Raw genomic sequence first — 25,566 nt, forward strand, 5'->3', positions numbered from 1 at the left:
CTGTTCCACCGCTTCTTCAAGGATGAAGAAAATGTCACCGAAATCGCCCATCAGGGGCATCGTCACCGTCGATGTCCATCCACGTCCCAGCGAACCGCCAGGCGTGCCTTTGCCGCACCGGTTTGTGCCACCCAACGCAACGCCCACCCGCGCCGTGCACTCGCACCAAAGCACCCTGGCGGGAGCTGACCTGGACGCAATTACCCCGGCACCTTCGGTCATGATCAGCCATGCGCCCCCGGCCGTCAGCCAGGCATCGGCGCGGAGCCTGCCGCTGGAGCATTACCGGATCGATGAACAGGTCCAGCTGCCTGCTGCCGACGCAGAGGGCTTGCGGATATTCAAGGGCCGTCGCTACGTTGATGTGCCCGGCGGCGTCGTGCCTGTCGTGGCAGATCCGCAAACCGGCTTGTACAGGGCCAGACTCCCCAGTGAGCGAATGCCTTCCGGGCCGACGCTTCTGCGTGATCCCCAGGACTTGCTCTGGCATCCACTGGAGGTGCTCGAACCTGTCACCTTTGCCTTGTCCGCAACGCGCCTGCAAGCCTTCGCCACCGAGCTGGATTTCAGCACTGCGCGAGCCGGCCAGGACCACGTGCATCGATACGCCAACAAGCTCTATGTCGTCATCGAAAACCGCGCCTATCAAGTCCTGCACGATCTCGATGCGTCTTCGCCGGCATTGACCGTAATGCGGATCGTCCGTCCTGCCGATCCCGTGGCTGCCGATCCCGGCAATGTTTACGTCGCTACTCGTCCGGGAAGATCGGAGCCGATTGCCTTTGATGTTCGGCGCGGATGGGTGGGCACGCTGGTGGGTGGTGCGGGGGGCATGCGTCGCAGTGCAAAGCCAACGGAAGCCGCGCGCGTGGCCGACCTGATATTCGAACTGCAGGCACTGGATCTGGAGTTCGACCAGGCGATGGCCAAGGGCGAGCAGTTACAAAACCGTTGGCGGGCGCTGAAAGGCACCGATGGCGAGCGCAACGTACTGGAGCAACTCGAAGGACACCATCAACGGGAGCTGTCGATACTCGAAAAAACCCTCGGCGTGCACACTGAACAAAGGGAGCAGATCGTCGCGGCCAGAGGCGGCACGACCTACCGCAAGAAAGTCATCATGCTGCAAAAAGGCCGACTGCTGACGCTCAACCAACTGATGATCGCCAATGATTCGCGGCAACTCCTCGACGGACCGATCTTCGGCGGTCCGGTTTCAGACCACGCCAAGGTCGCAGCCCACCTGTCGAGCAAGCTGGAGCTTCTCAGACAACGTCAGGCCATTGCCGATGAACTGCTGAACAAGTGGCGCTTGTCGCAAAGCGAGTTGAATGATGCAGCGTTCGAGCCGATGGATCTGCACGATACCGTGGCCTTCTGGGTTTACGCCAAAAGCCGGATGTTCGTCGATACGGAGGCTACAGTCGACGTCAACAACGCCCACGCCCGATACCTCGGGTTCTGTTTTGGCGAAGTCACGTTTGCCTTCCGTGCGTTCGGCAGCATCCCTGAGCAAGCGCGCATTGCATTGCTCAGCGATCTGCTGGATCAGACGTCGGCAATCAGAGTCTCTTACGAGGAACTGCAACTGCCGAACGGCGCGCACCATAGCCGGTCACGAGAAGAAATCGTCGCGGCCATCCGCACCTTCGAGGGTACGCTGGAAGAGCACCTGAACCGTTTCCACCAAGAGCAGGACACGACGTCAGCGCTGCCGCCCCACGAGCAACCGATTGATTTCGACTTTATCCCTGTGCAAAACCGGAACCAGCCGAGCGCCGCACCGCGCAAGATGTTTCGCAGCAAACACCACGGTGTCTACAGGATTCGTGTCGGTCGGCCACGCCGTACAGCTGCCGGCGAAGAGTTGATAGATGTCATCAACCCACATGATCCGACGGAAGTCTTGCAGACCTACGAACGCAGGGAAGGCGAATGGCGCCGCCAGATTGCCCGGCAAGAAAAAAATCTGGCGACATTGACCACCCAGGCCGAACAGCTTCTGGAAAAAACCGATTCTCACTTGCACACGGCCTGGCGCGATGAGCGCGCGAAACGCAACGCCACCAGCATCGTCGAATTCCTCAGTGACCGGGCCGACGACCTCACTGACGTCACCCGGCAAATAGAACAAGCCCCGAATCCCGGTGCCGTTGATACGGCCACGTTGCTCCAGCGTCTGGAATACGACAGCCAGCGCCTGCTCAATGAAAGCGAAGAGATTCGCCTGCGGCTGTACAAAGACCCGGCCTATCTGAGCATTGATCGAGTGGCGTACCTGATCAACCACGGGCATCTCAGCGCTACCAGAACCCACGTCCGGGTGCAGCTGGGGAAAGGCAACAAAAAAGACTTTCTCGATGTTTACACCCTGAACGACAGGCAAACCGATACGCCGTTGTGGCACGCCCATTTTCACTACGCAGACAAAGACAGCCCGGCGCTGAACTTCACTGCCAAGGGTGGCCACCTGAAGACCCTGCAGCAAAGCAGGCTCGGCACGTCATCCCAGCGCCGGGATGAACAGGCCGGTCGAGCACACGTGCGGATCTGGCGTGAAGACATCGACCTGTCGACAGCGCAGCAAATATTCCAGTTGGCTTCATAAAGCAGCCTCTCCCCGAACCAGGGGCTGAGGGATTTTTTTCAAGGATGAAAAACATGGCTCCCAAAAAAACCGTCAAGGGCACCACCCATGCCGACGGTCCTTCTCGTCCGGATGCACCGCTGCACGGTCACACGGGGCAAGCACCGCGTACGACACTGAAATCGTCGTTTGCTCTTGGTTCCCAGACGCGACCGGTCCCCCCCCACAGCATGGCCAGCCTCGACGCGATCAGACCGTCAACCGTCGTCATCGCGCATTCGACATTAGAAAAAACCGGCACACCAGGGCCTCAACCGCTGGAGCATTACTGGCTCGCGGTACCTGATCGTATGCCGCCGGCCAATCCTGAAGGCTTGAGGATGCTCAAGGGACGCGCATATGTCGACGTGGCCTACGACGGCATCGTTATGGTCGGCGTAGACCCGCAGACGGGCCTCTACCGCGCCCGACTCGCCGTCGAACGGATTGCATCAGGGCCGCTATTGCTGCGCGACGCCGACAGCGGTCTCTGGCATTCGCTCAATGACGGTGACGCCGTTGCCGGGTTCGATACTCACCTGCAGACGCTTCGCACGAATCCGGACTTCACAGGCACCAGGGCCGTCGGCGAAGGCGTATTTCGCCACGAAGGCCGGTTGTACCTGACCATCGACAATCATGTTTATCAGGTCATGCACGACGTGAGCGCCTCCACCTCGACACAAAAAGTGTGGCGTATCGTCAACCCGAAAGACCCCGTGGCAATCGACAGCGCGAACATCTACCGGGCCAGCCGCATCGGCGAAACGCGAACTGTCCGGCGCGATGAGACAAACCGTTGGGTCTATCATTTGCCACCCCTGAAGGGTGGCATCCAGGACGCGGAGATTGCCCGGTTAAGCAAAGAGGTTCTGTTGCAGATGTATGAGCCTTTTCAGCAGGCCCATGCGGAGCTGAAACATTCGTCTGACCGTCATAACTACCTGTGGGCTGGGGCCAGAGAATTGCCTGAGGGCAGTGCGCAGAGAAACGCGAGGCTGCTCAACGTTGAAGTGAATCTGCTCAAGCACATTCACAAGCAAGCGGACTTCGTGGAGTCGCTTCTTCTCAACAAGAACTGGCTGATCCACGCGAAAGCAAGCGGGCTGTTCAAGCAGGAACTGCACACCTTCCGAATAGAACGTGCGGAGTTTCTGAACCGGCTCATGGCGGCCATGGACCTGAGGGTCAAGCCCACGGTCTCAAGACTCGACGCCGACAGCTGCAAGAAGATCATCCCCCACTTGAACAAGAAACTCCGGTTTATCGAGGAGCGGGAAGTGGTCATGGCTGAAATCAGAAAAGCCGATCCCGGAGCGGTCCCGACACTCGAAGAAATCAGGCAGCAAGTGCCATCGGCCGAGCGCATCAACTTCAACAAGTTGACGCTCTTCGTTCACTTGTTTGCGGGTACGCCCGACCATGCGCCCAATACAACCATGCCCTCGCTTGCGTCCATCGACTTGATCACCGGCGATTTGAAAAACGTTCCGCAGCGCGATCACCCGATGGCGTTGTTGTTAACCCTTGATCAGATAAGGACAGACAAGTCCCGCTTTGAAATGCAACTGGCGGCCACCGATGCTTCCAGGACCGACTACATCAGGGAAATTCTCAACCTGATCGGTCCATTCGAGAAGCGCATCGAAAACAGGCTAAGCGAAATTCTTGACTCGTTTGATCGCAACACCGCGCTGCCAAGCGTCAACCACGACATCGATTTCGATTTTGTTCCACCGCAGCCCGACCCTTCCGAAAATGCTCGCCCGGTACCGCCGAGGAAAGTTTTCCGTGTCCGTCAGCATGGCACTTACCGGGTACTGGTCGGGGACATGGAAACGACTCAGGACGGCAACGTCATCGTCAAGGTACCCGATCCACTGCGCCCCGACTCTCCCTCTGCGCGCTACGAAAAAAGACAAGGCGAATGGTTGCGTGTGCGCTCGCCCATTACTCGAACACCCCGGCCACAACTTATCGCCGAGGCCAGACAGTTGCTGGCAGAAGTCGAACAACACGTTGCCAAGGCCAGGATGGATGAGACAAAAAACACCAATCCGAGCGAGATACTGGACGACCTGGATAAAGCCTCGGAAAGCCTGGCCGAGCAGGCAAGACGCCTGCAAAGCCTCGAAGCCGCCCCCGATGAAGGCGAAATCCTCGACCTGACTGCACGCCTGCGAACCGCGGCTGATTTACTGACCACTCAAGGCCAAAGCGTTCTGGTGCGCATGTACAAAAACAAGCACGAGCTCGACATCATGCGCGTGAACTATTTGATGGACGCCGACGAGCTCAATGTGATCAAGACCGTTGACCGCAAGCAGTTGGGCAAAGGCGAAAGCAAGTCGTTTCTCGACGTTTATTCGCTCCGTGACCGTGCCGACGACACACCCTTGTGGGAAGCCCATTTCCACTATGACCAACACGACGCTCTGCCCCTGAATTTCAAGACAAGAGGGGGTCACCTCAAAACGCTCGCACAGAGTAGACGCGGCATCGAGTCTCAGCGCCGCGATGAACAGGCCGGCCTACCGCACGTGGCCATCTGGCGGCAGACCTTCGACGGCAAGACCGCGACAAAAATATTTGCACTGGCCAGCCCCGCTGCCGTGCCCCCCAAACCCGAGTGAAGGGTATTGGGCTTACACGATCAACCAGGCAATGACGCCGCCCCTGCCATCAGTTCCTGTCTATGCGAGCCGATGTGCAAACTCTACAAGGATAGAAAGACATGCCCGTTAAATCGCCTCCCAAAGGCAACCATTCCGCAAATACCTCCGTTCGACAAACCCCTTTGCCAGACATCGACACTCCGCGCCTCGACCTGCCACTGCGCGCAGATGTCGAGATCCCGACGCCGGGAGGCCATTCGCCACGACCCGGCAGATCGGGGACGCAAGCTGACCTCGATGCGATAGAGCCGGCACCGACCATCACGGTTCATCCACCCACGGGGTCGATTGAAACTCCGCGCTCCGTGAGTGATTCCCTGGAGCATTACTGGGTTCCATCCGCCACCGGTTTGTCGGATCGCAACGCAGACGGCTTGAGAACGCACAAGGGCCGCCAATACGCTGATGTGCCCGGTGGCATCGTACTGGTTGGCAATGATCCGCAAACCGGACTGTATCGAGCCAGACTGCCCAGTGAGTCCAGGCCCTCGGGCCCGGTACTGCTGCGTGAATCCAGCTCAGGTATCTGGCATGAACTGGAGCAGTTCGAGCCGATCGGCGTGCCGTTGTCGCCCACCCGCCTGGAGGCCTTCCGTACGCAACTGGACTTCAGCGGCGTGCAACGCGGCAACGATGGACTCCACCGCTTCAACGGCAAACTCTATGCGGTGATCGACAACCACACCTATCAGGTACTGCACGACATCGATGCCTCGACCCCATCGACTCCGGTGATGCGTATTGTCCGTGCGCAAGATCCGGTTGCCGGCGACAGCACCAATACTTATATCGCAACGCGTCCGGGACGGTCGGAACCGATAATTTTCGATGCTCACGAAGGCTGGCTGGGAACCGAGGTCGGTGGTGCCGGCGGGATGTTCCGCAGCGAGTCAGGCAGCCCCGCCCAGCCAAATCTGCTGCAACGTTTTGCGACGGCGATCAATCGCTTGCGCACACCCGAGTCCCGCGCGGGGAGACTGTTTCCGGACCTCAAGAAAGAGGAGATCACTCAGCTTTTGCGCTCACAGGGGGATGACGTGCGCAATTATCTGGACCAGCGAGAAGCCAAATACAAGTCGCTCAAGGCAGACCTTGCAGCCTGGATCAAGAAGACGTCCTCAGAGTCGCCCACCGAACCTGCACACCCCTCCGTGGAGCGTGCCGTCGAAGAAATAAAGCGCTGCTGGAAACGGCAGACCGGGACGACGCTGAAACTGGATCTGGGGGATGCGATCCTTGCGCCCCTGACGGCTGATTTCAGCCATGTACGCACGCTGGAGCTGACCGCGGTTGCCTGGTCGGACACCGCCGACACCTTCCTTGGCAGTTTCCCCAACCTGGAAAAACTGGCGGTGACCCACTCCACCCTGGACAAGCTGCCGCCGGGTATCGCACAGATGTCCGCTCTCAAGACTCTGGATCTGAACTCCAATCGCATTGAGCTGAATGAACATGCAGCGGTGAAACCGGGTGCGCTCAACCAGCTCGAGAACCTCGATCTATCGAGCAACCCGCTTGGTAAAACACCTGACTTCAGTGGCATGTCGCAACTTCGGTCATTAAACCTGAACAACACCCGACTGGATCACTGGCCCAGCGGTTTACACGAGCAGGTGGCGCTGGAGCTGGTCGACTTGCGCAACAACCAACTGCGCGAAATTCCGCAGACGATCCTCAACCCGCCAAGCGATCAGCTCTTGGCCATCGCCCGTATCAACGCGGTTACGCTGATAGAAGGCAACCCCTTCCCTAACGGTTATTGGCGATCGCTCGAAGTGTATTGGCGGCGTGTGGTGGCCGATTATCCGGCAATGCGCACCGGCTCTCGGGCCGACGCATTCAGACTGGATGGAGACATTCCTGAAGTTGCGATGGTGCGGCGCATGTACCCGGACAAAGATCTGCAAGCCGCCAGGGAGTATCTGATCGGCCTGGGCGATGGCGCCGAAAGTCAGATAGCTCAACGCATTGCCGGTTTCGATTTGTTGGAAACGCAACTGCAAGCCTACATAGCCGACAGTCAGCCCGGCCCTGCCAGAATCAAAGGCCCGGAAAGAATCAACGCAACCCGCCTGGCAAGAATCATCAGAGGCTGCTGGCTGGGCGAATCGGAGGGCATCCTGAAACTGCCACCGATATACGGCCCGCTGCCCTTGCTGACCGTGGATTTCAGTCACGTCAAATCGCTCACTCTCGATTCGGTTATCTGGTCCGACACCGCTAATACGCTTCTGTCCAACTGCCCGAACCTGGAAAGCCTGACCATCATCCGGTCCGGCATTGATAAATTGCCGAACAAAATAGCCGAGATGGACAAACTCACCCATCTGAACCTGAGTTCGAACCTGATAAAACTGGATGATCAAAGCGCTTTGGCGCTGAGCGGATTACACCAGTTGAAACAGATCGATCTGTCCAGCAATCAGTTGCGCACAGTGCCCGACTTCAGCGCCATGTCCGGGTTGCAGGTCTTGAATCTGAAAAACACCGGCATCCGTCAGTGGCCGGCCGGACTACTGGACAAAGCCGGTTTGACCAGCCTGGACCTGCGCGACAATCGCTTGAGCGAGGTCCCCCAGCCGAACCTCAACCCGACACCCGAGACTCTGTCCACCGTCGCGCGAATCAACAATGTCACGCTGCTTGAGGGCAACGACTTTCCCTCCGCTTACTGGAGAAAATTCGACACCTACTGGCGACGCTTGAAAGAGTCTCATCCTGAACTGCTGGAGCCAGCCAATCCCGCCGTATTCGATAGCGAGAACTCGAGGGCGCAGCGTTATCGAAGCCTGTACCCGACCAAGAGCATCAAAGAGTGCAGGGAATTTATCTGGAATCAAGCCAGCGGCACCGTTGCACCACGCTTGCTCGCGCTGGAACAAGAGTTCGAGTTGCTGAAAAGTCAGCTCGACGATTGGGTCTTTTCCGGAGGCGGCAATCGCCTGCGTTACGTGCGTGCCAATCAGTTGCAAATCAACGCTACAACCCGCAATGAACGCAACTCAGCGCGGGATCGGATCATCAGTTGCTGGCGGCGTGAAACAGAGCAGAAGCACGCTTTCGACGGCACGCCAATCGGTCTGGAACTCGACTTGAGCGGCCTGACATTGCCGACCCTGCCAGACCTGAGCATAGACTTCAGCCATGTTGGCTCACTGCGGTTGAGCGGCATGAACCTGACCGCATCTCCGGAAGGTTTTCTCACCCGTTTTCGCCATGTGCGCTGGCTGGACATGTCGAACAACCGGCTCAGGGACTTGCCCCCGGCCGTGGGCGAAATGCATGGGATGACGCGCCTGTTTTTGCAACACAATCAACTGGAGCTCAATGCAGAAACAGCGCGGATACTGGCCGGGCGCACAACGCTCAGGGCACTCTGGATAGACAACAACCCGCAACTCGGCGTGATACCGGATTTCAGCCAGATCACCGATATGCGCGAGGTCAATCTGGCGAGAACGGGTATCAGCCAATGGCCGACCGGTCTGTTTGATCAGCCATTACTGACCGGAATCGATCTGAGTCACAATCAGATCACCACGATTCCTGACTTTGTCATTCCACTGACCCTGGAGCGCCTGGCGCATTCGGTTCAGGTCAACAGTGGCACTCTGGTGAGCAACAATCCGTTGTCGGACGCCAGCCGCCTGCAGTTGCGAACCTATGGCGAGCGACTGAGGTTAGTCGGCACGCCACTGAACCGAACACCCAACCTGATCTCGACGTCTGCCACCGTTGCACGACGCCCCATTGCAAGAGACGCCATGGAGCCGGATCCGCGATGGACGGCGGGATTAACCGTCGATCAGGTAACCGCCAGAAAAGCTCAATGGCGCGCGTTGCGCGAGCAGGAAGGTTCGGACGGTTTCTTCAACATTCTGGCGAGCCGCGTTCACCATGCCGATTTCCGGCGCCAGGCCTGGGACGTAATCGATGTCATCACCGGGGACACTGCGCAGACGCGCACCTTGCGCAGGGAGCTGTTCGATCGTGCGTGCGAAGCCGGCTGCACTGATCTCGCCGCAGCGACTTTCACCGACCTGCAAGTACTGGCCATGACTCACAAGGCTCGCGTGCAGGCCGGTCAGGATATGAATGGCGCGCCATTGGTGGAATTGTCCAAAGGCTTGTTTCGTCTGAAGCAGGTTGACGACTTTGCGGCGGCAGAGATCGCCTCAAGCAGGGCAATCATCGACGATCCGGCGACATCCCTGGAGCTGCGAAACAGCCTTGGCCTGCGCATACGCGACCCCCATGAAATGACCATGGCCTACCGCTTTGGCCTCAAGGATCGGCTGCAACTGCCGTTTCAGCCGCAGACACTCTCGTTTATCGGTATGGCCGGCGTGACTCCAGCCATGCTGGATGTGGCCTATCGAAAAGTCATCGCATTGAATGATTCGCCCGAAGAGTTTCAGGCGCTGGTATCGATGGATTTCTGGCAAGACTTCATCATTCACAAGTACCAGGCGCAATTCGATGCGGGTCGTCAGCCGTTTCAAGACCGTCAAGCGGTTCTGGACGGTCAGTCGGCGCAACGCCTGCTGAGCGAGGCTCAATACAATTCACAAACCGATGATGTGACCGCGCAACTGGCGATTGTCGAAGCGACTTTGATTCAGACGCTGACGCGTCAGGAACTGCAGCCTCGAACAACCATCGAGGCGTCTCCTGCCAACGTCACGCCTGCAGATGAAACTCCGCGACCGAGCGACGCAACGGTGTAATCGATACAGCGTGACAGCAGGCCGAATGATTTCGGCCTGCTATCACTCGTCGTCGTCGAAGTTGTAACTGCCCGGCGCAAGGTTTTCGAAGCGGGTGTACTTGCCGATAAACGCCAGACGGATAAAACCGATCGGGCCGTTACGCTGCTTGCCGATGATGATTTCGGCGATGCCCTTGTGTTCGGTTTCCGGGTGATACACCTCGTCGCGGTAGACGAACATGATCACGTCGGCGTCCTGCTCGATCGCTCCGGATTCCCGGAGGTCGGAGTTGATTGGACGTTTGTTCGGCCGTTGCTCGAGGGAACGGTTGAGCTGAGACAGCGCCACCACCGGGCAATTGAATTCCTTGGCCAGGGCTTTCAGGGAACGCGAGATTTCAGAAATTTCGTTGGTTCGGTTGTCGCCGCCGGAACCCGGAATCTGCATCAGTTGCAGGTAGTCGATCATGATCAGGCCGATCTCACCGTGTTCACGCGCCAGACGCCGGGTACGCGCACGCATTTCCGAAGGGCTGATACCGGCGGTGTCGTCGATGAACAGCTTGCGGTCATTGAGCAGGTTGACTGCCGAGGTCAGGCGCGGCCAGTCGTCATCCTCCAACTGACCGGAACGCACCTTGGTCTGGTCGATGCGGCCTAGCGAGGAGAGCATACGCATGACCAGCGATTCACCTGGCATCTCGAGCGAATACACCAGAACCGCTTTATCGCTGCGCAGTACGGCGTTTTCCACCAGGTTCATCGCAAAGGTGGTTTTACCCATCGACGGACGACCGGCGACGATGATCAGGTCGGCCGGTTGCAGGCCGCTGGTTTTCTCGTCGAGGTCGGTGTAACCGGTAGACAGGCCGGTGATGGCGTTGTCGGTGTTGAACAAGGTGTCGATGCGGTCGATGGCCTTGGTCAGCAAGTCATTCACGCCCACCGGGCCGCCGGTTTTCGGGCGGGCCTCGGCAATCGCGAAGATCTGCCGCTCCGCTTCGTCGAGAATTTCCTCGGCGGTGCGGCCTTCCGGGTTGAAGGCGCTGTCGGCGATCTCGGTGCTGATGCCGATCAGTTGGCGCAACGTCGCACGCTGGCGGACGATCTGCGCATAGGCCTTGATGTTGGCGACGGATGGCGTGTTTTTCGCCAGTTCGCCGAGGTAACCGAGGCCACCGACTTGCGAGGTCTGACCTTCCTTGTCCAATTGCTCGGCAAGGGTCACGACGTCGATTGGGGAGTTCTGATCGGCCAGTTTGGCGATCGCACGGAAGATCAGACGGTGGTCATGTCGATAGAAATCGCCGTCGGAGACTTGATCGAGCACGCGTTCCCAGGCGTTGTTGTCCAGCATCAGACCACCGAGTACAGCCTGTTCGGCCTCGATGGAATGCGGCGGCACCTTCAGGGCAGCGGTTTGCAGATCGTATTGCTCGGGAGCGGAGATATCGTTCATGGCCACTTGTGTTGTTTGGAAAAACAGGGAGTTCAGAAAGACAAAGGGCACGACCTGTAAACAGGATCGTGCCCGATGTTAACCGTCTGACGGACAAGCCGCCAGCCGATCAGGTGTTACTTAAGCTGCTACCACGACAACGCGTACGGTGGCTTCAACTTCGGCGTGCAGGTGCACAGCCACGTCGAATTCACCCACGTTGCGGATGGTGCCGTTCGGCAGACGAACTTCGCTTTTCGCAACTTCAACGCCGGAGGCGGTCAGTGCGTCAGCGATGTCGTGAGTACCGATCGAACCGAACAGCTTGCCTTCGTCGCCAGCGGTGGCAGTGATGGTCACTTCCAGCTCGGCCAGTTGGGCAGCACGGCTTTCAGCCGATGCTTTACGGTCTGCGGCAGCTTTTTCCAGCTCAGCACGACGCTCTTCGAACGCAGCCAGGTTGGCAGCGGTCGCAGCGGTAGCTTTGCCGAAAGGCAGCAGGTAGTTACGGCCGTAACCGGCCTTAACGTTTACTTTGTCGCCCAGGTTGCCCAGGTTGGCGATTTTTTCCAGAAGGATCAGTTGCATGTGGAAATCCTCTTAACTTTTAACCTTCACCGTTCGCGTTATCGGTGTCTTTCGACACGTGACGACCGCGAAAATCAATCAGGCTGTCGACAATGGCCAGGACCACGAGCAACGGATAGATCAGCTGCATGAACAACAGCAGCGTGACGTACAACCCCACCAGCCAGAAACCGGCCAGTCGCTTCTGCCCGACCAGCCCGTGAATCAGGGCAAGTCCGGCGAACACCAGCGGTACACTGCACAACGGCGTCAACATGGCCATCTGTGCACCGAGATTCGGGCCCAGAAGCATCAACGCCAGCAGTAACATCGCCGGCCCCAGCGGGATCCGGATGGCGCGAAACTCGCGACCAAAACCACCCGGGTTGTACAACAACGCCTGCCAATGCCGCCCGACAATCAGGCTCAGCACGCTGACGATTTGCAACAAAGCCGCAATCAGTCCGGTCAGGACCGGTGCAATCAGGGACGCGAAACGCGCTTGCTCATCGACCGACAATTGCTTGTAGGTCTCACCGAGAAGCGCTGGCATGACCTTTATCAAGGCCTGCGCGAGCATCTCGATCTGGGCCGCAAACGCAGCCCCGAGCACCACCGAAAACACCACTCCAATCACTACGCTGACCAGCAGCGTGCGAACCCAGGACTCACTTGCGCGCAAAACCAACGCAAGTCCCGAAGACCCCAGCAGCACCAGAAGTGCCCGTGGGTCATCGGCGTACAGCCACCAGATCAATGCCGGCAGCAGCCCCAGAGACAGAACACCCAGGGCGTCCGTCAGTCCGCGCCGCAGCAGCACAAGGCTCCCCGCGGCAGCGCCCAACCAATACAACAACGGCAATGTTGCACATCCGGCCACCACGAGAGTGGCCTGCATACGGCCTCGCATGATGAACTCAGCTAAGGCACGCATGCATTCAATCCTTTGCTACTTGTCGACTGCCCGGTCTCAGCGGCCGTGGCTGTCGGTGTAGGCCAGCAGGGCCAGGAAGCGGGCGCGCTTGATAGCGGTGGCCAGCTGACGCTGATAACGAGCTTTGGTACCGGTGATGCGGCTTGGAACGATTTTGCCGGTCTCGGATACGTAAGCTTTCAGAGTGTTGAGATCTTTGTAATCGATCTCTTTCACGTCTTCAGCGGTGAAACGGCAGAATTTACGACGACGGAAGAAACGTGCCATTTGATAGGCTCCTTAATAAGGTCCGTGGATTACTCGTCAGCGTTATCGCTGTCGTTCTCTTCGCCTTCAGCGCTTTCAGCGCCTTCGTGCTCAGGACGATCGCGACGCTCACGGCGCTCACTGCGGTTTTCTTCAGCCTTGAGCATCTCGGACTGGCCAGTAACGGCTTCGTCGCGACGGATGACCAGGTTACGGATCACTGCATCGTTGTAGCGGAAGTTGTCTTCCAGCTCGGCCAGGGCCTTGCCAGTGCACTCAACGTTCAGCATCACGTAGTGAGCCTTGTGAACATTGTTGATTGCGTAGGCCAGTTGACGACGGCCCCAATCTTCCAGACGGTGGATTTTGCCGCCGTCTTCTTCGATCAGCTTGGTGTAACGCTCAACCATGCCGCCGACTTGCTCGCTTTGATCCGGGTGGACCAAAAAGATGATTTCGTAATGACGCATGAATGCTCCTTACGGGTTGTAGCCTGCCGCTCAAAAACGGTCAGACAAGGAGTGAATGACACTTATGGACTTGCTGGCGCGGGGCACATGCGTGCCTGCCGTCACAGCAAGGGGCGCAATTGTAGAGAAGGGATAGAGGACGTGCAAGGCAATTGGTGATTATTTGAACAATCACCGATCTTCGCCTTCCCACAAAACAATGTAGGAGTGAGCCTGCTCGCGATGAGGGGGTAACATTCAACTTTGATGCTGAATGTTGCACCGCTATCGCGAGCAGGCTCACTCCTACAGGGGATTTGCAGCAGATCAGGATTTCTTCGCGGCAGCCTTGGCTTTGGCGCCGCGCTGACGCTGCGCTTCAAACAGGCACACGCCAGTGGCTACGGAAACGTTCAGACTGCTGACGCTACCGGCCATTGGCAGTTTCACCAGATAGTCGCAGTGTTCGCGAGTCAAGCGACGCATGCCTTTGCCTTCAGCGCCCATGATCAGAATGGTCGGCCCAGTCAGATCCTGGTCGTAAATGCTGACTTCAGCCTCACCTGCCGTGCCGACAATCCACAGACCGCGCTGCTGAAGCTTTTCCAGCGTACGCGCGAGGTTGGTTACCGCCACCAGCGGAATCACTTCCGCCGCGCCGCAAGCGACTTTACGCACGACCGGCGTCAAGGTTGCCGACTTGTCTTTCGGCACGATCACCGCCAGCGCACCGGCCGCATCGGCCGAACGCAGGCAGGCGCCGAGGTTGTGCGGATCGGTCACGCCGTCGAGCACCAGCAACAGCGGCGCACCTTCAGTGCGATCGAGCAGTTCGTCGAGCATGGCTTCGCCCCAGACCTGGCTCGGGCTGACTTCCGCGACCACGCCCTGATGCACGCCTTCAACCCAAGCGTCCATTTCGCGACGCTCGGCCTGACCGACCTGAACACGATTCTCGTTGGCCAATTCAACCAGGGTCTGCACACGCGGATCGTTGCGGCTTTCCGCCAGCCAGATCTGCTTGACGCGTTTCGGGTGGTGACGCAGCAACGCTTCTACCGCGTGAACGCCGTAGATTTTTTCCAACTGACTCATGACTTCGCCTTCGGTTTACGTGCCCCGCCACTTTTGGCTGGAGCAGAACCCGCTTTTGGCGGGCCTTTACGGTGTTTGCTCGGTTTGGCTGGCTTGCCGCCGGAGGCCTTTTCAGGCGCCGACCGTCCGGTCTTTCCCCCGGACGCCGCTTTACCACCGTTTTTCGCGTCGGAAAGCAGCGCTTTCTTCATTTCACGGCTTTTGCGCAGCTCGGCGTTTTTCGCCACGGCATCGCTAGGGCGATAGGCTTCGGCAGCCTTTTCCTTGGCCGGACGACGGCTGGCGGTTTTTGCCGGAGCCTTTTCTTCCGAAGCCTTGGCAGCAGGCGCAGCGGTTTCGGCGCCACGTTTTTTCCGACCGATCGGCGCGCTGATGGTTTTTTCGGCCATCTCGAAATCGATCTTGCGCTCGTCGAGGTCAACGCGCATCACGCGCACTTCAACGGTATCGCCGAGACGGAAGCTGCGACCGGTGCGCTCGCCCGCCAGGCGGTGATGCACAGGATCGAAGTGGTAGTAATCGCCCGGCAGCGCGGTGACGTGCACCAGGCCTTCGACGTAGATATCGGTCAGCTCGACGAACAGGCCAAAACCGGTCACCGCGGTGATCACGCCCGGGAACGATTCGCCTACGCGGTCCTTCATGAACTCGCACTTGAGCCAGTTCACCACGTCGCGGGTCGCTTCGTCAGCACGGCGCTCGCTCATCGAGCATTGCTCGCCGAGTTGCTCCAATGCCGCTTCGTCGTACGGGTAAATGCGCGCCTTCGGAATGGTCATCGCACCGGCACGGCGAACGTGCGGGGTGTCCTGTTTCGAATGGATCACGCTGCGGATCGCGCGGTGCGTCAGCAGGTCCGGATAACGACGGATCGGCGAGGTGAAGTGGGTATAGGCTTCGTAATTCAGGCCGAAGTGACCCTGATTGTCAGCGCTGTACACCGCTTGACTCAGCGAACGCAGCATCACGGTCTGGATCAGGTGGAAATCCGGACGATCCTTGATGCTCGCCAGCAAGGCCTGGTAGTCCTTCGGCGACGGGCCGTCCTTGCCTTTGTGCAGGGACAGACCGAGCTCGCCAAGGAATGCACGCAACTTTTCCAGACGCTCCGGTGGCGGACCGTCGTGGACGCGGTACAGCGCAGGAATTTCGTGCTTCTTGAGGAATTCGGCAGTGGCCACGTTGGCCGCCAGCATGCACTCCTCGATCAGCTTGTGCGCGTCGTTGCGGGTGGTCGGACGAATCTCGGCAATCTTGCGCTCGGTACCGAAGATGATCCGGGTTTCCTGCGTTTCGAAATCGATCGCGCCACGGACGTGACGGGCGGCCAGCAGCACCTTGTACAGCGCATACAGCTGTTTAAGGTGCGGCAGAACGTCGTTGTACTCACCGCGCAGCTGACGCGCCTCGGTGATTTTCGGCGTTTCCAGCATCGCGCTGACTTTGTTGTAAGTCAGACGAGCGTGGGAGTGGATCACCGCCTCATAGAAGCAGTAGTCGGTCATCTCGCCGGATTTGGAGATGGTCATCTCGCAAACCATGGCCAGACGATCGACGTGCGGGTTCAGCGAGCACAGGCCGTTGGACAGTTGCTCAGGCAGCATTGGTACGACACGTTCCGGGAAGTACACGGAGTTGCCGCGCACTTGCGCTTCGTTATCCAGCGCCGAACCGATCTTCACGTAGCTGGAAACGTCGGCAATCGCCACGTACAACTTCCAGCCGCCGGAGAACAGGCGCAGCTTGCCCGGTTTGGCTTCGCAATAAACCGCATCGTCGAAGTCGCGGGCATCTTCGCCGTCGATGGTGACGAACGGCAGATGGCGCAGGTCGACGCGCTTCTCTTTGTCTTTTTCTTCGACTTCCGGCTTCAGCTTGGCGGCTTCTTTCAGAACGGCTTCAGGCCAGACGTGCGGAATGTCGTAGGTGCGCAGGGCGACATCGATTTCCATGCCCGGCGCCATGTAGTTGCCGACCACTTCGACCACATCGCCTTGCGGCTGGAAGCGCGGCGTCGGCCAGTGGGTGATTTTCACCTCGACGAACTGACCGATCTGCGCGTTGGCGTTGCGGCCCGGCGTCACCAGCACTTCTTGCTGAATCTTCGGGTTGTCGGCGACGACGAAGCCGATACCGCCTTCTTCAAAGTAGCGGCCGACGATGGTTTCGTGGGCACGGGAGACCACTTCGACGATCACGCCTTCGCGGCGACCGCGACGGTCGAGACCGGAAACACGCGCCAGTGCACGGTCGCCATCGAACACCAGACGCATTTGCGCCGGGCTCATGAACAGGTCATCGCTGCCATCGTCCGGCACCAGGAAGCCGAAACCGTCACGGTGACCGCTGATACGGCCGAGGATCAGGTCGAGCTTGTCGACCGGCGCGTAAGTGCCACGGCGGGTGTAGATCAATTGAGCGTCGCGCTCCATGGCGCGCAGACGGCGGCGCAGGGCTTCGATCTGGTCTTCTGTGGTCAGACCAAACTCTTCGACCAGTTGCTCGCGGGCAGCAGGCGAACCACGATCGGCGAGGTGCGCCAGGATCAGTTCGCGGCTAGGAATAGGGTTTTCGTATTTTTCCGCTTCACGAGCGGCCTCGGGATCGAGGGACTGCCAATCGGCCATTAGAGAGTTTTCACCTTGTCTATATGCGGGTTAGTTTGGCATAGGCGCCATGAAACGGGAAATTTCCGACTATATAAGGCCCAACTGAGGCCTTGTATCGACCCCTGAACGCCGTTTTGACCACCGCTGGTAAAAAAAATCATATTTTTTGCTGACAGGGGTTTACAGTTAAAAAGACGCTCCGTATAGTGCGCGCCATCGACGACGCACAGCGTTGCCGATACTGCCCAGATGGTGAAATTGGTAGACACGCCAGCTTCAGGTGCTGGTGACCTTACGGTCGTGGAAGTTCGAGTCTTCTTCTGGGCACCAATTTCGAGTTTGAGACTAGATCAGTTTCAAGGCTCACACAAAACCCGCGAAAGCGGGTTTTTTGCATTCTAAGCCCGGGTTTTCTTAAAACTGATTTATTAAAATTAAATCAGGGGTTTACAGATCAAAAGGCGCTCCGTATAGTGCGCCACATCAACAGCGGCAACGCTCGCGATGATTGCCCAGATGGTGAAATTGGTAGACACGCCAGCTTCAGGTGCTGGTGACCTTACGGTCGTGGAAGTTCGAGTCTTCTTCTGGGCACCAATTCAAATTCAAGGTTACGACCTTGGATTTCACAGAAACCCGCGAAAGCGGGTTTTTGCGTTTCTGGCCTCCTGAATCCCCCCTACAGGAACGCAGAGCCTCTCGCAAGGCGCACTTGAGAAACAATATCGTTTATCATTGTTGCAAGTTTTTGCAATGCGACAGTGAGGAACCCTGCGAATGACGTTTCGAAATACCCTGCGCCGAGGCTTGACCTTCACCCTCCTCGGCCTGGCGCTCGCCACTCCCCTCACCCAGGCTGCCGACGCGGTTTCCCTGACTCTCTACAACGGCCAGCACAAGGAAGTCGGCGACGCGATCGCCAAAGCCTTCGAAGCCAAGACCGGCATTCACGTCAATGTGCGCAAAGGCAGCAGCAATCAGCTCGCCAGCCAGATCATCGAAGAAGGCGACCGCTCCCCTGCCGACGTGATCTACACCGAAGAGTCGCCGCCGCTGAACAATCTCGGCGAACTGGGCCTGCTGGCCAAGACCGATGACGCCACGCTCGCCGTGCTTCCGGAAAAATATGTGGCCGGTAACGGCACCTGGATCGGCGTGACTGCCCGCGTTCGCGTGGTCGCTTACAACCCGAAACTGGTCGATGAAAAAGACCTGCCGAAATCGGTGATGGAATTCTCCGATCCGCAATGGCAAGGCAAAGTCGGCTTCGTACCGACCAGCGGCGCCTTCCAGGAACAAGCCGTGGCCATTATCAAGATGCACGGTCGCGATGCCGCCGAAGAATGGCTGACCGGCCTGCGCGCGTTCGGCAAGACCTACAGCAACAACATGGTCGCCCTCAAAGCCGTGGAAAACGGCGAAGTCGCTACCGTGCTGGTGAACAACTACTACTGGTTCGCCCTGCAGCGCGAAAAAGGCAAACTGGATTCGAAACTGCATTACTTCACCGGCGGCGACGTCGGCGGCTTGATCACTGTATCCAGCGCTGCCGTGCTGAAATCCAGCAAACATCCAAAAGAAGCCCAGCAATTCCTCGCCTACATGGCCAGCGAAGAAGGCCAGCGCGTGATCACTCAGACCACCGCCGAGTACCCTCTGCACAAAGGCATGGAATCGGATCGCGGGCTCAAGCCGTTCAGCGAACTGGAAGCGCCGAACGTCACGCCAGCCGATCTGGGCAATGCCGAAGAAGCACTGGAGCTGGAACGTGAAGTTGGCTTGAACTGATGACCGCATCGTTATCCGCCCCCGCCGCGCGCGGGGGTTACGTACCAAAGCGCAAGCGGCCATCGATCTGGCTGGTGCTGCCGGTGTTGTTGCTGGTGGTACTGAGCCTGTTGCCGCTGGCCTATGTCGGGCTCAAAGCCTGGCAGGCCGGCTGGGCCGAGGCGCTGCATTTGCTGTGGCGCCCGTATGTATTCGGCCTGCTGCGCAACACCTTGGCCTTGATGGTTGGCGTAACCCTCACGTGCGGCGTGATCGGCCTGTCGCTGGCTTGGCTGCTGGAGCGCAGCAACTTGCCGGGGCGACGCTTGTGGGGCGTGATTCTGTGCCTGCCGTTCGCAGTACCAGCATTTGTCAGCAGTTTCACCTGGGTCTCTTTGAGCGCGCAGTTCGAAGGGCTCGGCGGGGCGATTCTGGTGATGAGCCTGTCGAAGTACCCGCTGATCTTCCTGCCGGTGGCGGCGACGCTGCGCAATCTCGATCCGTCCCTTGAAGAATCGGCCCGCACCCTCGGGCAAAATCGCTGGGGCGTGTTTTTCCGTGTCACCTTACCTTTGCTCTGGCCATCGCTATTGGCTGGTTCGTTGCTGATTGCCTTGCACATGCTGGTGGAGTTCGGCGCGCTGTCGATCATCGGCCTGCAAACCTTCACCACCGCGATCTATCAGCAATTCGAACTGGAATTCAGCAACGCCAACGCGGCGATGCTGTCGGCCGTGCTTTTGGCGCTGTGTCTGGTGCTGCTGTGGCTGGAGTTGCGGGTACGCGGCAAAGGTCGACATGTACGTACCGGGCAAGGTGCAGCGCGGCAGGCTGAACAGGTTCGACTCGGACCATGGGCAGCGGTCGGCCAGTTGTACTGCCTGATGCTGGCGGTGGTTGGCAGCGGGATTCCGCTGGGGATGCTGGCGTACTGGCTGGCGGTCGGTTCGTCGGCGGCTTTTCCGGTGGCCGCGATTACTGAAGCCCTGCTCTCGTCTTTGGCGCTTTCTCTTGGCGGTGCGGCATTGTGCCTGGTGCTGGCCGTGCCGGTCGGCTTGCTGGTGGTGCGTTACAAAGGCCAATTGGCAATCTGGGCCGAGCGCTTGCCGTATCTGCTGCATGCACTGCCAGGATTGGTGATCGCGTTGACGCTGGTGTATTTCGCCCTGCATTACGTGCCGGCGCTGTACCAGACTTCCGGGTTGTTGCTGATTGCTTATGCGCTGCTGTTTTTACCGCTGGCGCAGGCGCCGATTCGTACGGCGCTGAACAAGGCTGCGCCGCAGCTGGAAGAGGCTGCGCGTACGCTGGGCGCTTCATCGTTTACGGCGTTTTGTCGGGTGACGCTGCCGATCATCTTCCCGGCATTGGGCGCGGCGTTTGCCCTGGTGTTTCTGGATGCGATGAAGGAATTGACGGCGACGTTGTTGCTGAGTCCGACCGGGCTTAATACGCTGGCGACTGAGGTTTGGGCGCATACCGCGAATGTCGAGTTTGCGGCGGCGGCGCCTTATGCGGCGTTGTTGATTTTGGTATCGGGATTGCCGGTTTATTTACTGACGACGCGGATGTATCTGAGCCGCTGAAACAGCTATCGCGAGCAGGCTCACTCCTACATTGGAATGCGTTTCCCCTGTAAGAGCGAGCCTGCTCGCGAAGAGGCCCGCCCAGACAACATCAAGCCCGGAACTGCCCCAGGCTGGCCTTGAGCTGCGCCGCCAAACCATCCAGCACCTTGCCACTCGCCGTGGTTTCCACCACCGCCTGCGCCGCTTTCTCGGCCTGTGCATGAATCGTTTCGACTCGCCCACGCACTGCCTGCGCACCTTGCGCCTGATGCGCAGCCGCCTGCGTCGCCAGACCAATCGCCGCATGCACCTGCTCGACCGACGCCTGCACCGATTGCTGCAACCGCGCACTGTCGCGCAACACCAGCAAACCTTCGCTGGCCTGGCGCCCGGCCTGACCGATTGCCTCGACCGCCTCACGCGCGCCCTGCTGCAACGCGACGATGTGCGCCTGAATATCGCCGGTGGAGCTTTGCGTCTTGCTCGCCAGCGCCCGCACCTCGTCGGCCACAACCGCAAAGCCGCGCCCGGTTTCGCCGGCACGTGCCGCCTCGATAGCGGCGTTCAATGCGAGCAAGTTGGTCTGCTCGGCGATCCCGTGAATCACCGTCAGCACCACTTCAATCTGCTCGCTCTGCTGCGCCAGTCGTTCGATGACTTTCGCCCCGGTATCGACCTGCCCGGCCAGCGCCTCGATCAAGCCACCGACCTTGGCGGAGGTGCGGGTGTTTTCATCAGTAGCCTGACGAATATCCACCACTTGCTTCAACGCCGCCTGCATCGCGTGGCTTTCCGATTGCGCCTCATCGGCCATCTGCGATAGCGCGCGCAGGCTCTCCGCTACTTCATCACGCTGCATACCTGCCGCTGCATCCGCACCGGCATTGCGCAGCGTCATCGCGCCGATTTCCACGCCGGTGCGCTGCGCAACATCGCCCGCCTCGCGCACGATCGGCTGCAACTTATCCACAAAGCGATTGACCGCCGAAGCCATGTCGCCGATTTCATCCTTGCTGTTGATCTGTACTCGCTTGGTCAGGTCGCCCTCGCCCGCCGCCAGATCATCCATCGCGGCGTTGAGCATCTTCAGCCGATTGACCACGCGATGGCCGAGCACGACCGCGAGCAACAGCAGCACGCCGCAACCGACCAGCGCCAGGCCCAGGCCAATACGCCAGCGCAAGGTTGCTGCTGCTTCCTGAACGGTATTGGCAGTATTGGATTTCATCTCGGTCGCGGTGGACTGCGCCGATTGCAGGCGCGCCTGCATGGCTTTGGCGCTGTCCGCTGCGGCGCCCTTGAGGCTGTCGCCGACCAACTGATCACTGCTGGCGATCAACGCCGAGAAGCGCTTGTCCAGTGCCGCCAGATCGGTTTCCACCGAGGCCGTGGACACACCCATCAGCACTTTGCCGATTTCCACGCCATTGGGATTGATCGATGCCTCAAGGTAGTAAACCGATGGATCGTTTTTCGCCGCATCCAGCACTTTATCCAGCGCACGCTCGCCCTGGCCTTTTTCCAACAGGGCCTTGTTGATCGGGTTTTCGCGGTTGAGATAACGGGTCAGGTGCTGACCGGTGGCATCGTCGTACACCACAAACAGCACGTTGGGATTGCGCTGGGCCCGCCGGGCGAACTCGGACAGGGTCGGCACGTCGCTGTCCCACATGGCACGCGGCGCCACCGAGGCGAGCAACTGCGCCATGTCATTGGCCGAATCCTTTAGATCCTTTTCCAGCGTCGCACGCAATTGCGCCTGCTCGTCTTTCAGTCGCGAAGACAGGCCGGCAGTCAGCCGCTGACGGGTACTGGCAGACAAAGCATCGAGGCTCGAGGTGACTTCACGCCCGGCTTGCTCCAGCTCGCCGGAGAGTTTCTGGCTGTCGGCGCCGAGGCGCACCGCCAAATCTGCTTCCAGCGCCGTGACGGTGCTCCGCGTCAGGGCGACCGCCACCAACACTTGCACCAAAAGGGCGATACCAAGGGTAACGAACACGGGCCGCAACAAACGGCTTTGTAACAGTGAGAGAACGGCCGACACTGTGAATACCTCTACTTCTGACGCCATTAATTTGATGGCACTCTTGTAGACAGATTCACAGCAAAGGTCATGCCGTCCAACAGGCATAAACGACAAAGGCCCCGATGAAGGGGCCTTTGTGTTTTTACATCAACGACTTATCAAGCAAACGGATGACGCAGAACGATGGTTTCGTTGCGGTCCGGGCCCGTCGAAATAATGTCGATCGGCGCGCCGATCAACTCTTCAACGCGCTTGATGTAGGCACGAGCGTTAGCTGGCAGCTCTTCCAGGGTTTTGGCACCCACGGTCGATTCGGTCCAGCCCGGCACTTCTTCGTACACAGGCTGCAGGCCTACGTAGCTGTCGGCGTCGGTCGGCGCAACGGCATTGCCTTCGGCGTCTTTGTAGCCGACGCAGATGTTGATGGTTTCCAGACCGTCGAGCACGTCCAGCTTGGTCAGGCAGATACCCGAGATGCTGTTCACATCGATCGCGCGACGCAGGATAACGGCGTCGAACCAGCCGCAACGACGGGCACGGCCGGTGGTCGCACCGAACTCGTGACCTTGCTTGGCCAGGTGCGCACCGACGTCGTCGAACAGCTCAGTCGGGAACGGGCCCGAACCAACGCGAGTGGTGTAAGCCTTGGTGATGCCCAGGATGTAATCCAGGAACATCGGGCCAACGCCCGAACCGGTCGCCACGCCACCCGCGGTGGTGTTGGAGCTGGTCACGTACGGGTAGGTACCGTGGTCGATGTCGAGCAACGAACCCTGGGCGCCTTCGAACATGATGTCTTTGCCGGCACGACGCAGGTCGTGCAGCTCAGCCGTCACGTCGAGCATCAGCGGCTTCAGCAGCTCAGCGTATTCCTTGCACTCGGCCAGGGTCTTTTCGAACTCGATGGCCGGCTCTTTGTAGTAACCAACCAGCATGAAGTTGTGGTAATCCACCAGTTCACGCAGCTTGTCTTCGAAGCGCGGCATGTTCAGCAGGTCGCCAACACGCAGGCCACGACGCGCAACCTTGTCTTCGTACGCCGGGCCGATGCCGCGACCGGTGGTACCGATCTTCAGCTCGCCACGGGCCTTTTCACGGGCCTGGTCCAGCGCCACGTGGAAGGACAGGATCAGCGGGCAGGACGGGCTGATACGCAGACGCTCGCGCACCGGTACGCCTTTCTCTTCCAGCTTGGTGATCTCGCGCAGCAGGGCGTCAGGTGCAACCACCACGCCGTTGCCGATCAGGCACTGCACGCCTTCGCGCAGCACGCCCGACGGGATCAGGTGCAGGACGGTTTTCTCGCCGTCGATCACCAGTGTGTGGCCAGCGTTGTGGCCACCTTGGTAGCGCACTACGGCTGCAGCATGTTCGGTCAGCAGATCAACGATCTTGCCTTTGCCCTCATCACCCCATTGGGTGCCCAGGACTACGACATTCTTACCCATAACACTTGTCCTCATTCGCGCAAACTTGGTGCCGGCGATGGCCGGCAGGAAAACTCAAGAAGCCAGTGGCGATACTTGCCAAAGCCCGTTCTGCTGAATCAATTGCCGGTCGCAGTCCGCATCACGGGCGGCGGCCAAAGGTTGCCCAGGCAACGCCTGAACGACACGCTGACCCTCACTGCGCAACTGGCAAACCTGCTGCCAGAGTGCCGCATCCGTACTGTCAGGCATCCAGATACCGCCAGACGGTAGCTCGATCTCAGCACGCCCCAGGGTCACCAGGGTTTTCAAATCGGTGGAAAAGCCTGTCGCTGGACGGGCGCGACCGAAGTCGGCACCAATGTCGTCGTAACGACCGCCCTGAGCGATGGACTGGCCAACGCCCGGCACGAACACCGCGAACACCACACCGGTGTGGTAGTGGTAGCCACGCAGCTCGCCCAGATCGAAGTACAAAGGCAGCTCCGGGAAGCGCGCCGACAGACGCTCGGCGATCGCCAGCAAATCTTCCAGTGCCGCCAGAACTGGCGCCGGCGCATTGGCCAGACGCTCGCGGGCAGCGCTCAACACTTCACGGCCGCCGCACAGATCAACCAGCGCGCGCAGCATGCCGGACAGGTCGGCCGGCAAGCCTTCGGTTAAGGTAATGACCTCGTCGATGGCCTTGCGTTGCAATGCATCAAACAACTGCTGCTCGACTTCACCGGACAGACCGGCGGCACGCGCCAGACCACGATAGATACCGACATGACCAAGGTCCATGTGCACATCCGGCACGTCGGCCAGTTGCAGCATGGCCAACATCAGACTGATCACTTCAACGTCGCTGCTCGGGCTGGCGTCGCCGTACAACTCGGCACCCAACTGGATCGGGCTGCGCGAGGACGACAGTGCTCGCGGCTGGGCATGCAGCACGCTGCCGGCGTAGCACAGACGGCTCGGGCCCTCGCGACGCAGGGTATGCGCATCGATGCGCGCCACTTGCGGCGTGATGTCGGCACGGAAACCCATCTGCCGACCCGATTGCGGGTCGATGACCTTGAAGGTACGCAGATCCAGGTCCTGGCCCGCGCCGGTCAGCAGGGATTCCAGGTACTCGATATGGGGAGTCACGACAAACTCGTAACCCCAGCTCTGGAACAGATCCAACACCTGACGACGCGCGACTTCAATGCGCGCCGCTTCCGGTGGCAGTACTTCTTCGATGCCATCTGGCAGCAGCCAGCGGTCTACCGTTGCCATTACGCCATTCCCCTTTGATCCGGGCGGCCAGCCTGCGGGCGAGCCTTGAGTGAAGCAGAAAATGACTGAACCGTTCAAAACGCACGCGCATGAACGACGCGGCGAAAGGCCTGTTACCGGCTTCGCCCATCACTTTCCTCGAAATACTCTCGGGCCATTCAACCCGAT

The 25,566-nt window shown here is 59.2% G+C and carries 15 protein-coding genes and 2 tRNA genes; 7 read left to right on the plus strand and 10 right to left on the minus strand.

The window, feature by feature from the left end; all coding sequences use genetic code 11:
• Nucleotides 1–31: 31 nt before the first annotated feature.
• The 3 genes from KBP52_RS15715 (at nucleotide 32) to KBP52_RS15725 (ending at nucleotide 10,028) form a co-directional block, all read left to right on the plus strand.
• Nucleotides 32–2,608 carry a hypothetical protein gene (locus KBP52_RS15715; protein WP_212620513.1) on the plus strand — a complete coding sequence of 859 codons (2,577 nt, stop codon included), beginning with the start codon at nucleotides 32–34 and terminating at the stop codon, nucleotides 2,606–2,608.
• Nucleotides 2,609–2,661: 53 nt separating this feature from the next.
• Nucleotides 2,662–5,259 carry a hypothetical protein gene (locus KBP52_RS15720; protein WP_249122184.1) on the plus strand — a complete coding sequence of 866 codons (2,598 nt, stop codon included), beginning with the start codon at nucleotides 2,662–2,664 and terminating at the stop codon, nucleotides 5,257–5,259.
• A 347-nt stretch (nucleotides 5,260–5,606) separates the two neighbouring features.
• Complete coding sequence (locus KBP52_RS15725) at nucleotides 5,607–10,028, plus strand: NEL-type E3 ubiquitin ligase domain-containing protein (RefSeq protein WP_249122185.1); 4,422 nt, start codon at nucleotides 5,607–5,609, stop codon at nucleotides 10,026–10,028.
• A gap of 42 nt (nucleotides 10,029–10,070) precedes the next feature.
• Here KBP52_RS15725 and dnaB read toward each other — a convergent pair whose 3' ends face one another.
• From dnaB to rnr, 7 genes are all read right to left on the minus strand, one after another.
• Entirely contained in the window at nucleotides 10,071–11,468 is a 1,398-nt protein-coding gene (dnaB, locus tag KBP52_RS15730) for a replicative DNA helicase (protein WP_008078305.1), read from the minus strand.
• Between the two features lie 120 nt (nucleotides 11,469–11,588).
• The gene (gene rplI, locus KBP52_RS15735) at nucleotides 11,589–12,035 is read right to left on the minus strand and encodes a 50S ribosomal protein L9 (protein WP_003186385.1); all 447 of its coding nucleotides are present in this window, start codon (nucleotides 12,033–12,035) and stop codon (nucleotides 11,589–11,591) included.
• A 19-nt stretch (nucleotides 12,036–12,054) separates the two neighbouring features.
• A complete protein-coding gene (locus KBP52_RS15740; RefSeq protein WP_016983782.1) occupies nucleotides 12,055–12,948 on the minus strand; it encodes a hypothetical protein in 894 nt (297 codons plus the stop codon).
• A gap of 36 nt (nucleotides 12,949–12,984) precedes the next feature.
• On the minus strand, nucleotides 12,985–13,215 hold the full coding sequence (gene rpsR / locus KBP52_RS15745) for a 30S ribosomal protein S18 (protein WP_002551829.1): 231 nt from the start codon (nucleotides 13,213–13,215) through the stop codon (nucleotides 12,985–12,987).
• A gap of 29 nt (nucleotides 13,216–13,244) precedes the next feature.
• Entirely contained in the window at nucleotides 13,245–13,664 is a 420-nt protein-coding gene (gene rpsF, locus KBP52_RS15750) for a 30S ribosomal protein S6 (RefSeq protein ID WP_007915844.1), read from the minus strand.
• A gap of 306 nt (nucleotides 13,665–13,970) precedes the next feature.
• Complete coding sequence (gene rlmB / locus KBP52_RS15755) at nucleotides 13,971–14,738, minus strand: 23S rRNA (guanosine(2251)-2'-O)-methyltransferase RlmB (RefSeq protein WP_016983783.1); 768 nt, start codon at nucleotides 14,736–14,738, stop codon at nucleotides 13,971–13,973.
• On the minus strand, nucleotides 14,735–17,365 hold the full coding sequence (gene rnr / locus KBP52_RS15760) for a ribonuclease R (RefSeq protein ID WP_137217687.1): 2,631 nt from the start codon (nucleotides 17,363–17,365) through the stop codon (nucleotides 14,735–14,737). The genes rlmB and rnr overlap by 4 nt, the downstream gene beginning before the upstream one ends.
• A 225-nt stretch (nucleotides 17,366–17,590) precedes the next feature.
• On the opposite strand from rnr, the gene KBP52_RS15765 reads away from it, so the two are divergent.
• The 4 genes from KBP52_RS15765 (at nucleotide 17,591) to KBP52_RS15780 (ending at nucleotide 20,700) form a co-directional block, all read left to right on the plus strand.
• Nucleotides 17,591–17,677: transfer RNA gene (locus KBP52_RS15765), tRNA-Leu, on the plus strand.
• Between the two features lie 180 nt (nucleotides 17,678–17,857).
• Nucleotides 17,858–17,944, plus strand: a tRNA-Leu gene (locus KBP52_RS15770).
• A gap of 180 nt (nucleotides 17,945–18,124) precedes the next feature.
• Entirely contained in the window at nucleotides 18,125–19,135 is a 1,011-nt protein-coding gene (locus KBP52_RS15775; protein WP_038360376.1) for an extracellular solute-binding protein, read from the plus strand.
• Nucleotides 19,135–20,700 (plus strand): iron ABC transporter permease, encoded by a 1,566-nt coding sequence (locus KBP52_RS15780; RefSeq protein WP_116031913.1) that lies wholly within the window; start codon nucleotides 19,135–19,137, stop codon nucleotides 20,698–20,700. Before KBP52_RS15775 ends, KBP52_RS15780 begins: the two co-directional genes overlap by 1 nt.
• A gap of 91 nt (nucleotides 20,701–20,791) precedes the next feature.
• Here the strand turns inward: KBP52_RS15780 and KBP52_RS15785 are convergent, their stop codons facing one another.
• From KBP52_RS15785 to KBP52_RS15795, 3 genes are all read right to left on the minus strand, one after another.
• Nucleotides 20,792–22,726, minus strand: a complete 1,935-nt coding sequence (locus tag KBP52_RS15785) for a methyl-accepting chemotaxis protein (protein ID WP_212620514.1) — start codon at nucleotides 22,724–22,726, stop codon at nucleotides 20,792–20,794.
• 140 nt (nucleotides 22,727–22,866) lie between these two features.
• Entirely contained in the window at nucleotides 22,867–24,156 is a 1,290-nt protein-coding gene (locus tag KBP52_RS15790) for an adenylosuccinate synthase (RefSeq protein WP_007915835.1), read from the minus strand.
• Nucleotides 24,157–24,210: 54 nt separating this feature from the next.
• Nucleotides 24,211–25,398, minus strand: coding sequence for an ATP phosphoribosyltransferase regulatory subunit (locus tag KBP52_RS15795; protein ID WP_007915833.1), 1,188 nt, complete (start codon nucleotides 25,396–25,398; stop codon nucleotides 24,211–24,213).
• Nucleotides 25,399–25,566: the final 168 nt, after the last annotated feature.

It is taken from the genome of Pseudomonas sp. SCA2728.1_7 (genome assembly GCF_018138145.1).
GTDB lineage: Bacteria > Pseudomonadota > Gammaproteobacteria > Pseudomonadales > Pseudomonadaceae > Aquipseudomonas > Aquipseudomonas koreensis_A.